12 protein-coding genes are annotated in these 14,360 nt (G+C 62.4%); 4 read left to right on the top strand and 8 right to left on the bottom strand.

The features are described from left to right. Positions 1–68: 68 nt before the first annotated feature. From pyrF to pyrR, 6 genes are all read right to left on the bottom strand, one after another. On the bottom strand, positions 69–899 hold the full coding sequence (pyrF, locus tag JZY06_RS02080; protein ID WP_207118093.1) for an orotidine-5'-phosphate decarboxylase: 831 nt from the start codon (positions 897–899) through the stop codon (positions 69–71). After that, positions 899–4,255 carry a carbamoyl-phosphate synthase large subunit gene (gene carB, locus JZY06_RS02075; RefSeq protein ID WP_207118091.1) on the bottom strand — a complete coding sequence of 1,119 codons (3,357 nt, stop codon included), beginning with the start codon at positions 4,253–4,255 and terminating at the stop codon, positions 899–901. The genes pyrF and carB overlap by 1 nt, the downstream gene beginning before the upstream one ends. A gap of 100 nt (positions 4,256–4,355) precedes the next feature. Next, positions 4,356–5,546 (bottom strand): glutamine-hydrolyzing carbamoyl-phosphate synthase small subunit, encoded by a 1,191-nt coding sequence (carA, locus tag JZY06_RS02070; protein ID WP_207118089.1) that lies wholly within the window; start codon positions 5,544–5,546, stop codon positions 4,356–4,358. A gap of 55 nt (positions 5,547–5,601) precedes the next feature. After that, positions 5,602–6,972: a dihydroorotase gene (locus tag JZY06_RS02065; protein ID WP_207118087.1), complete on the bottom strand. Its 1,371-nt coding sequence runs from the start codon at positions 6,970–6,972 to the stop codon at positions 5,602–5,604. 92 nt (positions 6,973–7,064) lie between these two features. Further along, positions 7,065–8,000: an aspartate carbamoyltransferase catalytic subunit gene (locus JZY06_RS02060; protein ID WP_207118085.1), complete on the bottom strand. Its 936-nt coding sequence runs from the start codon at positions 7,998–8,000 to the stop codon at positions 7,065–7,067. Continuing rightward, positions 8,001–8,588, bottom strand: coding sequence for a bifunctional pyr operon transcriptional regulator/uracil phosphoribosyltransferase PyrR (pyrR, locus tag JZY06_RS02055; RefSeq protein ID WP_207118083.1), 588 nt, complete (start codon positions 8,586–8,588; stop codon positions 8,001–8,003). It abuts the gene before it with no gap. 376 nt (positions 8,589–8,964) lie between these two features. Here pyrR and JZY06_RS02050 point away from each other — a divergent pair, with 376 nt between their 5' ends. The 3 genes from JZY06_RS02050 to JZY06_RS02040 all read left to right on the top strand — a co-directional run bounded on the left by JZY06_RS02050 (position 8,965) and on the right by JZY06_RS02040 (position 11,349). After that, positions 8,965–10,329, top strand: coding sequence for a TIGR01777 family oxidoreductase (locus JZY06_RS02050; RefSeq protein WP_207118081.1), 1,365 nt, complete (start codon positions 8,965–8,967; stop codon positions 10,327–10,329). Between the two features lie 98 nt (positions 10,330–10,427). After that, positions 10,428–10,904, top strand: a complete 477-nt coding sequence (locus JZY06_RS02045) for a type III secretion system chaperone family protein (protein ID WP_207118079.1) — start codon at positions 10,428–10,430, stop codon at positions 10,902–10,904. Continuing rightward, positions 10,897–11,349 carry a hypothetical protein gene (locus tag JZY06_RS02040; protein WP_207118077.1) on the top strand — a complete coding sequence of 151 codons (453 nt, stop codon included), beginning with the start codon at positions 10,897–10,899 and terminating at the stop codon, positions 11,347–11,349. Before JZY06_RS02045 ends, JZY06_RS02040 begins: the two co-directional genes overlap by 8 nt. Before the next feature lie 152 nt (positions 11,350–11,501). Here the strand turns inward: JZY06_RS02040 and JZY06_RS02035 are convergent, their stop codons facing one another. Beyond that, positions 11,502–12,353, bottom strand: coding sequence for a PPK2 family polyphosphate kinase (locus JZY06_RS02035; protein ID WP_207118075.1), 852 nt, complete (start codon positions 12,351–12,353; stop codon positions 11,502–11,504). Positions 12,354–12,492: 139 nt separating this feature from the next. On the opposite strand from JZY06_RS02035, the gene JZY06_RS02030 reads away from it, so the two are divergent. Continuing rightward, the gene (locus tag JZY06_RS02030) at positions 12,493–13,176 is read left to right on the top strand and encodes a TetR/AcrR family transcriptional regulator (protein ID WP_207118073.1); all 684 of its coding nucleotides are present in this window, start codon (positions 12,493–12,495) and stop codon (positions 13,174–13,176) included. 102 nt (positions 13,177–13,278) lie between these two features. Here JZY06_RS02030 and nusB read toward each other — a convergent pair whose 3' ends face one another. Further along, on the bottom strand, positions 13,279–14,220 hold the full coding sequence (gene nusB, locus JZY06_RS02025) for a transcription antitermination factor NusB (protein WP_207118071.1): 942 nt from the start codon (positions 14,218–14,220) through the stop codon (positions 13,279–13,281). Positions 14,221–14,360 lie beyond the last annotated feature (140 nt).

The raw sequence follows: 14,360 nt of genomic DNA, 5'->3' as shown, positions 1-14,360 counted from the left end.
ACCCGTTATCTTGCGACATCGGGTCTGACCTCGGGTTTTCACCACCCGGGGTATGCCCTGCCGGAACCCTACTCCCCCACCACCGTTTTTACAGCTTTCCGCAGGTCAGCGACGTCCGGACCATGGTGGAGGAGGCTACGTGACACACTTGGCAAACTCAACACCCTCTTGTTCTTTGTGAGTGACGACACATCAGCGAGTGTGGCGCCCTGGGCGCCGACGCCGGGCAAAAGAACCGCCGCATTCAGCTCCGCGATCTCCGGGGGGTCGGTGACCGTGGCGCCGAGAACCACACCCACCGGCCCCTGGCAGGCCGGATAGGCTTTGTTGATCTCGGCTGCCTGGTCGACCATCAACTGGTCGGTACGGCGGCCACCGGCGCCTTCTGCGCGCTGCACACTGGGTCCATCAGGGTTGGAGGTCGCGGCCAGGACGAACAGTCCCCTGCCGGTTTGCTGCGCCATCTCCACTGCCGGGGCCAGCGAACCGAAGCCCAGATAGGGAGACACCGTGACGGCATCGGCTGCCAGTGGTGAGCTGTCGGCAAGCCACGCCGCAGCGTAGGCGGCCATGGTCGAACCGATATCGCCCCGTTTGGCGTCGGCGATCACCTGGGTGGGTGAGTCGGCCAGTTCCGCGAATGCTTTTTCCAGCACCGCAAAACCGGCCGCCCCGTAGGCCTCGTAGAAAGCGACCTGTGGTTTGACTGCCGCGACATGCCCGGCGAACGCTTCCACGCACCGCATGGTGAAGGTGGTCAGCCCGTCGACGCTCACCGGCAGCCCCCAGGATTCCAGCAGCCGCGGGTGCGGATCGATGCCGGCACACAGCGCCGCGTAGGTGCTGGCCGCCGAATGGAGCCGACTCCCGAATCCTGCCGGAACTTCCGTGTCAGCCATTAGTTGTCACCCCGCGGGGCGTTGGCGCCGTGGTTGAGATCCTGCAGGGCGGTGACCCCCAGCTCGCCTTCCTGCAGCGCCTCAATGCCCTGCACGGCAGCAGTAACCCCCTGGACGGTGGTCACCAGGGGAATGCCCTGGTGGACCGCTGCGGAACGGATTTCATAGCCGTCGTGGCGGGTGGTCGACGATCCGGCCGGGGTGTTGAGGATCAGGTCAATCCCGCCGGAGTTGATGCGGTCGACAATGGAGCGTTTACTGCTGTCCTGTTTGGCTTCGGAGGCTTTGACCACGGTTTCACAGTCGATGCCGTTTCGGCGCAGCATCTGGGCGGTACCGGCGGTGGCAACCAGATCAAAACCCATGTGGGCCAGTCGCTGGATGGGGAAGATCAGGGTGCGCTTGTCACGGTTGGCAACTGAAACAAACACCGTTCCACCGGTGGGAAGCCCACCGTAGGCGGCATCCTCGGCTTTGGCGTAGGCGGCGCCGAAGTTGTCGGCCAGGCCCATCACTTCACCGGTTGATTTCATCTCCGGCGACAGCAGCGAGTCGAGCATCGTGCCGTCGGGCCGGCGGAAACGGTTGAACGGCAACACGGCTTCTTTCACCGCGATGGGGCTGTTCAGGGGCAGCGATCCACCGTCGTGGTCGGTGGGGATCATCCCTTCGGCTTTCAGCTGGTCCAGGCTTGCCCCCATCATGATCCGGGAGGCGGCTTTGGCCAGCGGGGTGGCTGTCGCCTTGGACACGAACGGCACCGTGCGCGAGGCCCGCGGGTTGGCTTCAATGACGTAGAGAATGTCGTCTTTGAGCGCATACTGGACGTTCATCAGGCCCTTGACGCCGATGCCGTGGGCCAGTTTGACCGTCGATTCACGCACTTTGGCGATATCTTCCGGCCCCAGTGTCATCGGCGGCAGGGCGCAGGCCGAGTCACCGGAGTGGATACCGGCCTCCTCGATGTGTTCCATCACCCCCGCCAGGTAAACGTCCTCGCCGTCGCACAGTGCGTCGACATCGATTTCGATGGCGTTGTCGAGGAACCGGTCGACCAGCACCGGGTGATCGGAGGTGATTTCGGTGGCCCGGTTGATGTAATCCTCCAGCGACTGCTCGTCGTAGACGATTTCCATGCCGCGTCCGCCCAGCACATAGGAGGGGCGCACCAGCACGGGATAGCCGATCTCACCGGCCACGGCTTTGGCCTCACGGAAAGAGGTGGCGGTGCCGAACTCTGGTGCGGGCAGACAGGCTTTGCGCAGCACCTCACCGAATTCGCCGCGGTCTTCAGCCAGGTCGATGGCTTCCGGTGAGGTGCCGACCACCGGAACGCCCGCATCCCGCAGTTTCGCGGCCAGCCCCAGCGGGGTTTGCCCACCGAGCTGCACAATCACCCCGGCGACAGTTCCGGACTCGCATTCGGCGTGGTAGACCTCCATGACGTCTTCGAAGGTCAGCGGTTCGAAGTAGAGCCTGTCGGCGGTGTCGTAGTCGGTGGAGACGGTCTCCGGGTTGCAGTTGACCATCACTGTCTCGTAGCCCACCCGGGACAGTTCCAGGGCGGCGTGCACGCACGAGTAGTCGAATTCGATGCCCTGGCCGATACGGTTGGGACCGGAGCCTAAAATAATGACTTTTTCCCGCTCGGTCTGCGGGGCGACCTCGGATTCGGCCGCCGGGTCAAGTTCGTAGGCCGAGTAGTGGTAGGGGGTTTTCGCCTCGAATTCGGCGGCACAGGTGTCCACGGTTTTAAACACCGGGCGGATTCCCAGTGACAGGCGCAGCCTGCGCACCCCGTCTTCGCCGGCGAATTCGGGCCGGAGCATCGCGATCTGCTTGTCGGAAAGACCCAGGTATTTCGCCTCACGCAGCAGTTTTTCTGTCAGCACCGGCGCGTTTTCCAGCCGGTTGCGGAAAGCCACCAGGGCTTCGAGCTCCGCCACAAACCACGGGTCGATGCCGGAGGCTTCGTAGACCTCGTCGACACTGGCCCCCAGGCGCAGGGCGAGCTCCGCGACATAGATACGGCCCTCGGTGGGGCGGCGCAGCAGATCAAGTGCCCTGTCCTTGTCCTTCGCGGCGTCACCGGCAAATGATTCATCGGCCACAGTCCAAAAACCGGTGGCTTTGGTTTCCAGCGAGCGCATGACTTTACCCAGGCCCGCAATGTAGTTGCGGCCCAGTGCCATTGCCTCACCCACCGATTTCATGGTGGTGGTCAGGGTGTCGTCGGCGCCGGGGAATTTCTCGAAGGCAAACCGCGGGGCTTTGACGACCACATAGTCGAGGGTTGGTTCGAAAGCGGCGGGAGTTTCGCCGGTGATGTCGTTGGTGATCTCGTCCAGGGTGTAGCCGATGGCCAGTTTCGCGGCGATTTTCGCGATCGGGAAACCGGTGGCTTTCGATGCCAGTGCCGAGGAGCGGGACACCCGCGGGTTCATCTCGATGGTGATCAGCCGACCGTCGTCGGGGTTGATGGCGAACTGGATGTTGCAGCCACCGGTATCCACGCCCACTTCCCGCAGGATCGCAATCCCCTGGTCGCGCATGCGCTGGAATTCCCGGTCGGTCAGTGTCATCGCCGGGGCCACGGTGACCGAGTCGCCGGTGTGCACGCCGAGCGCGTCAACGTTTTCGATCGAACAGACAACCACACAGTTGTCGTCGCCGTCGCGCATCAGCTCCAGTTCGTATTCTTTCCAGCCGAGGATGGATTCCTCGATGAGCACATTGGCTTCCGGTGAGGCGGCCAGGCCACCACCGGCGATGCGCTCCAGGTCGGCGTCGTTGAACGCCAGGCCCGACCCCAGTCCACCCATGGTGAAGGAAGGACGGACCACCACGGGAAGACCGAGTTCGGCGACTGTGGCTTTGACCTCGTCCATGTTGTGGCAGACCCGGGAACGGGCGGATTCGCCGCCGATTTTTTCGACGATGTCCTTGAACTTCTGGCGGTCCTCACCGCGTTCGATCGCCTCGATGTCGGCGCCGATTAATTCGACACCGTATTTGTCGAGCGTGCCGCGACGGTCGATGGCGATGGCGGCATTCAGGGCGGTCTGCCCGCCGAGGGTGGCCAGCACCGCATCAATGGGGTGCCCGGCCTGTTTTTCGGCCTCGAAGATTTTCTCGATGTATTCGGGCCTGATCGGCTCGACATAAGTGTGGTCGGCGAACTCGGGATCGGTCATGATCGTCGCCGGGTTGGAGTTGATGAGGGTGACCCGAAGGCCCTCTTCTTTGAGTACTCGGCACGCCTGGGTGCCCGAGTAGTCGAACTCGCAGGCCTGTCCGATAACAATCGGACCGGACCCTATGACGAGAACGTGGTGCAAATCTGTGCGCTTGGGCATGGAACTCTTTTCCGGAAAATATCTGTGCTACAAGAAAGAAATTGTCTGTCTGATCCGTTACATCAAGCCCGAAGGCTTGTTCCAACGTGCTGCCGCGGCATCACGCCAGGTGTTCGGGCCCATGTGCATGGGTGGCCATCAGCTCGATGAACTGGTCGAACAGGGGGTTGGCGTCGTGCGGACCGGCGGCGGCCTCCGGGTGGTACTGGACCGAGAACCCGAGTCCGTTGTCCAGTGCCAGGCCTTCGACGACACCGTCGTTGAGACAGCTGTGCGAGACATGGGCCGGGCCGAAGGGGGTGGAAAATTTCTCGCCCGGTGTCCCTTCCACGGCGAACCCGTGGTTTTGGGCGGTGATCTCAATGGCGCCGGTGTCGTGGTTTTTCACCGGAATGTTGATGCCGCGGTGGCCGAATTTGAGTTTGTAGGTTTTTCTTCCCAGAGCGCGGCCGAAAATCTGGTTGCCGAAGCAGATGCCGAAAAACGGGATCTTGTGCTCCAGGACTTTTTTCACGGTCTCCACCATCGCATCGGCGGTGGCCGGATCCCCCGGCCCGTTGGAGACGAACACCCCGTCCGGGTGCAGCTCACTGATTTCCTCGAAGGTGGTGGTGGCGGGAACCACGACTGTTTCAATGCCGCGGGCGGCGAAGTTTCTGGGGGTGTTGGTCTTGATACCCATGTCGAAGGCCACCACCCTGGCGCGGGTGATACCCATCGCCTCGACGGTGTAGCTGGCATCGGTTGTGACATCCCCGGCCAGGTCTGCACCGGCCATCGGCGGCTGGTTGCGGACTACGTCGAGAAGTACGTCGGTGTCCTGCTCTGCCTGGGCACCGGTGAACAGGCCCGCGGCGATCGAGCCGTGGTTTCTCAGGTGGCGCACCAGCGCCCGGGTGTCGACACCTTTGATACCCGGAATGTTCTGGGCTTTCATCTCCTCGTCCAGGCTGCGGCAGGCCCGCCAGTTCGATACCCGGTGGGCCAGGTCGCGGATGACCAGTCCGGTCACCCAGATTTTGTTGCCCCGGGACTCGTTGTCCTGGTCATTCCAGCCGGTATTGCCGATCTGCGGGGCGGTGGCCACCACAATCTGCCGGTGGTAGGAGGGGTCGGTCATGGTTTCCTGGTAGCCGGTCATGGCGGTGGTAAACACCGCTTCACCGAGCACGCTTCCGGCTGCACCGAAGCCTTCGCCCCGGTAGATGCTGCCGTCAGCCAAAACCAGGACGGCGGGTAGTGGTTGTGCACATGTGTTGTCTTGCGGCGTGCGGGAGTCTTGTTCACTCATGAACGTTTCGTTTTGCCTGTTCTTGTTCGTGTCTGACTGGGTGCTTGATGTCGGGTTATCGGGCAGGTGTGTCCACGGCGTCGGCGGCCTGACCGTCGGCGCAGGTGATCCGCCCGCGCAAAATGGTGTGGGTCACTTTGGCGGAAAACTCCATGTCCTCATACGGGGTGTTGCAGGCTTTCGACGCCAGCCGGTCACCTTTGACCGTCCAGGAGCAATCCGGGTCAACGATGGTGAGGTTGGCCGGTTCCCCGGCTTCGATGGGCCGCCCGTGACCGGGAAGACGGGTGATTTCGGCGGGCTTTTCACTCATGACCTTCGCCACGAAACGCCAGTCGGCGCGCCCGGTTTCGACGAACAGTTTGGAGATGATCGCCAGTGAGGTTTCCAATCCCAGCATGCCGGGGCGGGCGGAGACGAACTCGCAGGCTTTGTCTTCCTCACCGTGGGGGGCGTGGTCGGTGGCGACACAGTCGATGATCCCGTCCAGCAGTGCCTGCTGCAGGGCCCGGGCGTCGGTCGATTCCCGCAGCGGCGGGTTGACTTTGTTGACCGCGTCGTAGGTCTCCAGCCGTGAATCGTCGAGCAAAAGATGGTGCGGGGTGACTTCCGCGGTGATGCTGCAGCCGTGATTTTTGGCCCATTCGACAAGTTCGACGGTGCCTTTGGTGGAGGCATGGCAGATGTGCACCCGGCCTTTGTAGTCGCGCTGCATGATCGCATCGCGGACCACAATGGCTTCTTCGGCGACCCGCGGCCAGCCGGTCAGCCCCAGCCGGCCGGCGGTGGCCCCTTCGTGGGCGCAGGCGCCCTCGGTCAGAAGTGGTTCCTCACAGTGCTGGGCGAGCAGCACATCTTCACCGGCGGCGTATTCCACGGCCCGGCGCATCAGCAGCGGGTTGGCGACGCATTTGCCGTCATCGGAAAACATCCGGACTTTCGCGTCCGAGTTTTTCATCATGCCGAATTCGGTGAGTGTTTTGCCTTCCAGGCCTTTGGTGATCGAGCCGACCGGGTGGACATCGCAGATGTTGTAGCGCTGTCCTTTCGCCCACACCGACTCGGCGATGATCGGCTGGTCGGTGACCGGGTTGGTGTTGGCCATGGTGAATACGGCGGTGAAACCGCCGCGGGCGGCGGCCCGGGAGCCGGTGAGAATCGTTTCCGTATCTTCCCGTCCCGGTTCACGCAGGTGCACGTGCATATCGACGAGACCGGGCAGAAGCACCCGGTCTGTGCCGTCGATGATCTGGTAGCCGGTTGTGTCGAGGTTGGCGCCGATGGCGGTAATGGTTCCCCGGTCGATGAGAACATCCACCGGGGTGCCCTCGCCGTAGGGGCGGATATTGGTGATGGCCAGCGGGGTTTGTGCACTGGGGGCCAGGTGGCCGGTGGGCGCCCAGGTGCTGGGTGTGGTCGGTGTCATGGGGTGATTGTTGTCCGATTCCGTGTTGGTTTTTTTGAAGTAAGTCGTCTCAGGGTCAGTGGCTGCCCCGGCGGCGCGAGCCACCCGCGGGGCTACAGGGTGCTGTCAGCGGCCAGCAGGGTGAACAACACCGCCATGCGGACATGGACACCGTTGTTGACCTGCTGGAGAACCGCCGTTTTGTCTTTGTCGGCCACCGCGTAGTTGATTTCCATGCCACGCAGCATCGGCCCCGGGTGCATGACGATCGCATGATCGGCCATCGCCGCGTACCGGGCTTTCGACAGCCCGTAACTGGTGGCGTATTCCCGGTGGGAGGGGAAAAAGCCGCCGTGCATGCGTTCGGCCTGCACCCGCAGCATCATCACCACATCTGCATCCGGAATCTCGGCATCGAAGTCGCAGGTGGTTCTCACCGGCCAGTTGCCCACTCCCGGCGGAAGCAGGGTGTTGGGCGCCACCAGCACCACTTCGTTGCCCAGGCTGGTGAGCAGGTCCACATTCGAGCGCACCACCCGGGAATGCAGGCAGTCACCGACAATGATGATCTTCCTGCCGGACAGATCACCCAGTCGCTGGCGCATGGTCACCGCATCCAGCAATGCCTGTGTGGGGTGCTGATGCGCCCCGTCACCGGCGTTGATGACACTGGGGCCGTGGCCGTCGGGGGCCACCCAGCGGGCCAACTGGTTGGGCGCACCGGAGGCCGGGTGCCGCATGATGATCGCATCGGCGCCAACGGCTTTGAGCGTCAGCCCGGTGTCCTGGAGTGATTCGCCCTTGGCCACCGATGACGAGGAGGCGGAGATGTTGATGACATCGGCACTCATCCATTTGCCGGCGGTTTCAAACGACGACCGGGTGCGGGTGGAGTTTTCGTAGAACAGGGTGAAGATGGTTTTACCCCGCAGGGTGGGAAGCTTTTTGATCTCCCGGTTTTTGAGAACCGCGACAAAACGGTCGGCCTCATCCATCAGCCCGGTGATCTCATCGGCGGTGAGATCCGCGATCGAGATAAGGTGTTTCATTTATTTCTCGCCTTCCGGGTTCGCCTTGTGTGTCAGTTCGACGCCGTCACGGCCGTCAATTTCGGTCAGGTAGACGGTGACGTCCTCCCGGATGGAGGTCGGAATATTTTTGCCGACATAGTCGGCGCGGATCGGCAGCTCCCGGTGTCCCCTGTCGACGAGAACAGCCAACTGTGTTTTCGCCGGGCGGCCGATATCGCGCAGCGCATCCAGGGCGGCGCGGATGGTGCGGCCGGAGTAGAGCACATCGTCGACCAACACCACAATTTTGTTGTCCACCCCGCAGTCGGGGATGGTGGTTTTCTTCAGTGCCCGGTGCGGTCCGCGGCCCAGGTCATCGCGGTAGAGAGTGATATCCAGGGCGCCGCACGGAATCTCCGCGGAAGTGAATTCCCCGATTTTACCGGCCAGGCGTTTCGCCAGCGGCACCCCGCCGCTGGGGATCCCCAACAACACCACCTCCCCACAGGATCCGGACCCTATCTGGGTTTTCTCGATGATCTGGTGCGCGATGCGCGCCACCGTGCGGGAGACATCGTCCGGGCTGAACAGTTCAGCCGGTCCGCTCTCCTGGTTAGGGCTTGACATCGTGACCTCCTTTCCCGCCTCACAGTGCGGTTCTTTAAAGGACGTCCAACCGCGTGAATCCCGCGGTAAAACGACTGGTGTTGATTTGTATGCGCCGCCGGCACCGGTATTCCGGATGCCAACAGCTACCCAGACTAGCACCCGGGACCGTTTCCCGGGCGGTGGCGCAACCCCCTTCCCCACCCACGAAATCCCCACCTGGAAAACCCGTGGCGGGGGCTTGACCGCCCACGCAATCACCGGGGCCAATCCCCGGTGCACCACCGCAGAGTGCACCCTGCCGCCGACCGTGCCGCAGCCTGCCTTGTGTCTTTCGGCTAGATTGGCTGGCAGTACCGTTTCCCAGCTCCTGTACCCCACCCGGACAGCCCCCACCATGACCCTGACAACCTCCCATTTCCTGCCCTCCGACAGACAACAGGTGTGGAACTGGCACACCCGACCCGGTGCCGTGGTCCGCTTGACTGCCCCTTTCACCTACATGACACCGGTAGAGCAGGCATCCAATCTGCGCGACGGAAAGACTGTCTTTGCCATGCCCGCCGGTCTCCGGTGGGTAGCCCAGCACCGACCCGACGGTTACCGCGACGGACACCAGTTCACCGACGAAGTGGTCTCCCACCCCTTTGCGGCCGCCACCCGCTGGGTGCACCGGCACACTTTCTCCACCGATTCCGGTGGAACCATCATCACCGACCGGGTCGCAACCACTGTTCCCGGCTTTGTCCTCACCGCCCCGTTCGCCTACCGGCAGCACCAGCTCATCGCTGATTTCGCTTTCCTCAAACGGCTGGGACACTGGGCCGGCGGACTCGATACCACCGCCACGGTGGCGGTGACCGGTTCATCGGGCACTGTCGGCCGCCAACTCACCGCCCAACTGTCCACCCTGGGTTTTTCGGTGATCAAACTGGTGCGCTCCCACCCTGCGGCGGGTGAAAGACTGTGGAACCCCGACAACCCCGACCCCGATTTACTGCAAGGCACACGTGCCCTCATCCACCTTGCCGGGGCACCGATAGCCGGGCGTTTCACCACCGAACACCAGCAGGCGGTGCGTGACTCACGGGTGCGTCCAACCGAAAAACTCGCCGAATTGGTGGCTCGAACCCCCTCGGTTGACACGATGGTGTCGGCCTCAGCGGTCGGCTACTACGGTGCCGACCGGGGTGAGGAGAAACTGTCCGAATCCTCCTCCAGCGGCGATGACTTCCTGGCGGCTGTGTGCCGCGACTGGGAAAAAGCCACCGCCCCTGCCGAAGCCGCCGGCAAACGCGTCGTTCGTGTCCGCACCGGTCTGGTGCTGGCGGGCAACGGCGGCCTGCTGCCGATCCTGCGGCACGTGTTTTTGACCGGTTTCGGCGGCCGGATCGGTTCCGGAAACGCCTGGTTTCCGTGGATCGCCATTGATGATCTGACCGACATCTATATCCGTGCCACCTTCGATGACTCACTGACCGGGCCGATCAACGCTGTGGCCCCGAATCCGGTCAGAAACAAAACAATGTCGAAAAAACTCGCCGCGGTCCTCCACCGCCCGGCCCTCGTCCCGGTTCCCCGCTGGGCGCCCGGGATTGTTCTGGGAGCCGAGGGCGCGCAGCAAACCGCACTGTCGAACCAGCGGGTGGTGTGCACTGCCCTCGACAGTGCCGGACACCAGTTCAGGTATCCGTCGATAACCGGTTGTCTGGCCCACGAACTGGGTGCCGAAAAACCGGTTGGCGTGAAAAACACCGGATAGCACTGTGCCCGTTACCGCCCGCACAACTGCGACGGCTACGGCCGAATGGCGTGCGGCCCTGTGAACTTTTTCCCAGTCCACCAACGATTGCGACCACTGTGACACAAACAACACCCCTGCCACCGGTAACGCTTGACCGCATCGGGGAGGCGCTGACCGCATTGAACCTGAAATTCGTCACCACCTCCCGAATCGCCGATCCGCCCGTTGCCCTGGAACGCACCACCATCGCCACCGGCTTCGAGAACTTCTCGATGTTCATCGACATGCTGGATACCACCATCAGGGCCCGCTCTGTCTGGCGCGGGGAACCCGCCGCCGACCGCGCCCCTGATGTGTTGCACCTGTGCAACGACTATCAGCTGCAGTCACAGGCACCGGCCATGTCGTTTTCCACCGGCGTCCATGACACTCTGGTGATCACCATGCACCAGTTCCACCCCGCCCCGGCAGGGGCCACGGACGCACAGATCTCCTCCGCGGTCACCGCCATGATCCGGTGGGCCATGCAGGCCTGCCACACCCTGGACACCACATTCCCGGATCTTGTCGACTGGAGCACCAACCATGGCTGACCATTTTTCCGCAACACCGAACCCCGTCACCGTGGACCGGGTGCTGGCCATGGCCACCGGCGCCGGTTTCAATCTCGATCACGTCACCGACCCCGTCTCGGGTGAGGAACTGGTGGCCGGAATGGTCGGCGACTATCCGGCCAATATTCTCCTCTGGCAGGACTGGCTGCTCATCCGATTGGACCATCCCACCGGCAGTCACGACAACAACCAGCTTTCTTCCCTGCTGCTGGCCGCCAACCGGTGCAACAATGCCGCCCCACGGGCGCGCACCCTGATCATTGACACCCCCGACCAGTTTGTGGTGCGCACCGACTACTCTGTCGATATCGGCGAAGGACTGACCGACACCCAGTTGAAAGCAGTCATCCGCCAGTCATTCGTGCTGGCGATGGGCGCGATGGAAAGCTTCCACCTCGCCCGAAAAAACATTGCCACCGGGTAGAAAACAACCACCCAAATCCTCTGCGCGACACCGCTGCGCCCACCGCTAACCCCGTCGGGGTTGGCGGTGGGCGCAAATATTTCCCCGGTGCCTGCGACCGCACCCCCTGGCGTCTGCTGATGCAAAACGGGTGAGTGGCAGCCCCGGCGGGATTAGGTGGCGGCCAGGCGGCGGCGCTGGGTCTCGATGTCGAAATCGGCCGGCGGCCACGACATATCCATGCTGCGCAGCGCATCAAGCAGCAGATATTTCACCACCATCCGGGCATAGGGTTTGTTGTCGCTGGGCACGCAGTACCAGGGTGCATCCGGGGTGGAGGTCCGCCGCAGAGCGATCTCGTAGGCCTGCTGATAGTCATCCCAGAAGGCACGCTCGTCAATGTCACCGGGGTTGAATTTCCAGTACTTGTCTTCCCGGTCGAGCCGCTTGAGCAGGTTTTCCCGCTGGAACTCGGGACTGATGTGCAGCATCACCTTGATGATGCGGGTGCCGTTTTTGGCCAGCTCATGCTCGAAATCGCGGATCATGCCGTAGCGTTTTTCCACCTCCTCCAGCGGGGTGAGTTCGTGGACACGGTGAATGAGCACATCTTCGTAGTGGGAACGGTCGAACACCCCGATATGCCCGATCCGGGGAAGTTTGTTGCGGATGCGCCACAGAAAATCGTGGGCTTTTTCTTCCTCGGTGGGCGGGCCGAAGGCGGCCAAATCCACGCCCTGCGGATCCAGGGTGCCGATAACATGCCGGATCATGCCTCCCTTACCGGAGGTGTCCATGCCCTGCAGAACAATCAGCACGCTACCGGTCCCGGGAACCTTCGCCCGCCAGTTGGCGTAGAGCATCTCCTGGAGTTCGGAGAGTTCTTTGTCGATCTCTTCGAACTCGTGCTCCAGCTTGTCTTTGTCGCCTTTGAAATGGGGGGTCGACTGCGGGGAAATATCAGCCAGGCTAAAACCCGGGCCGACGAACAGCTTTTTCGCGTCTCCAGTACTGAAATTGGCCATGGTTCCATCCTAGGGTCGCCGCCGGTGGACGCTGTATCCGGCATCCACCACGAGGTAACCCAATCCAGGGGTGGTTCCGGATTCATGACTGCACGGGCCCGGTTCCGGCTGCAGGTCAGGGAGGTTTACACTGAATCACATGGTAGATACAGACGATAGGCGACGCGGGCCGAAACCGAAGTTCACGTTGGAGGATGCCGTCGACATCGCCCTGGATTTGGGACTGGCGGAGTTTTCCCTGGCGGCCGTGGCGAAGGAACTCGGCTTTTCCACGCCCTCGCTGTACCGGGTGATTGAAAACCGGGACGATCTGGTCGACAAATGTTTGGAGCGCATCAGCCGGACCCTGCAGCTTCCCCCGGCTGACCAGCCGTGGCAGGACCAGCTGCGTATGTTCACCGACGAGATGTGGCGCGTGCTGGACGAGTACCCGGGTCTCGGCGAGGTCGTGCTGACCCGTCCGCTGTCAACCCTCCACGCCAAAGACTACATCTGGCAGTTGGTCGACCAGTGCCAGGAGGCCGGCTACGGCGATGACCGCATGGGCTTTTCCTTCGGCCTGATGATGCTGTCGGACATGATCTTCATCAATCACATTGAGGTGGAGCAGCGCCGCAAGCAGCACAAAAATCATCCCCGGCTCTCGGAGGAAATGGTCAAGCCGAAGGGCCGGATTTCACTGTCCCAGCGGCTGTTTTTCAAAACCGACGAGATTTGGCTCGACCGCGGCAATCTGCGGGACAAAGTCAACTTCATCATCACCGGTATGGAGGCCCAGCGTCAGCAAAACTGCGCGAACCAGACCGCAAACGACGACAACTAGCCCCACTTCAACGGTGCCGCCTCAGGCCCAGGTGAGCTCACACAAAAAACCGGCGGCGGAGTTGTTTCCGCTGCCGGTTCTCTGTTTTTTTAGCTGCCACACTCAGATAACCCAGTTTGATACCTGGGTTGCGCCGGTGCCGTTGTCACTGTCGGCGTTGTCTTCGTTGTCCGTGCAGTCACTGTGCCGGGTTGACGGCTGATCCGGATTCCGGCTGCTTTCCGCCTCCGGCTCAGCCGCCGGTGCGGCAGAATCCGGGGTGCTGTCGCTGTCTGAATTCCCGGCCGGAGCATCGGATCCTTCGGCTGCTGGGGCCGGGGTACCGGTGCCGTCACTGTCATGCACAGCCGGTGCATCGTCTGGTCCGGCGCACTCACCGGTCTCAGGGGTCGACGCGGTCTCCGCCCCGGCACCGGTGTGGGGCGAGCAGTCACCGGAGTCTGCCGCTGTATCTGCTGGTGCGGTGCCGGTGCCGGAAACAGGTTCGGGTTCACCTTCCACGGGCCTGTCGACGGTGGTGGCGCCTTCCTCGTCGGCCCGGTCACGGTTGATACGGGCTTTGATGTCGTCGACATCGTCTGCCATGCGGTCGAGCATGGCGTTGATGTAGGCCGGGGACGACGCGTCGGAATACTGGCTGGCGAGTTCGGTGGCTTCCACAACCGCCACTTTGGCGGGAACATCCGGGCTGTAGAGCATCTCCCAGACAATGACCCGCAAAATAGCGCGGTCGGTGGCCGCAATCCGGCCCAGTTCCCAGTCATCGGTCAAATAGTTCACGATGACTTCGTCAACGGTGTTGAGTTCGACTGCCACGCCTTCAACGATTTTCCTGGTGTAGGCATTGACGGGTCGAACGTCGGAATCGGGCTGGCAGGCCATCGAGCTGCGTTCGTCGCAGATGGCCACCGGATCCACGTCGCGGGCTTCCGCTTCGAAAATAATGTCGACTGCCCGCCTGCGTGCCTTGTAGCGGGAACCGTGGCGTTTGTACCTCGGTGTGCTGTTGCGTTCGCCGGGATGGGAGGAATTCGGTGAATCCATGGGAATCGTCAATGTCCGCTTCTAGGAAATGAGGTGCAGATGGTCAGTTGTCACAGAGCAGGAGTCCGGCGGGTGCCCGCCGGTGTTTGTTACCGGAAAAAACACGGAAGTTCACCGGTGGTATCCGGCGACAGGCGTTG

Source organism: Corynebacterium mendelii (genome assembly GCF_017307055.1).
Taxonomy (GTDB): domain Bacteria; phylum Actinomycetota; class Actinomycetes; order Mycobacteriales; family Mycobacteriaceae; genus Corynebacterium; species Corynebacterium mendelii.
This window is presented reverse-complemented; position numbering and strand designations above follow the sequence as displayed.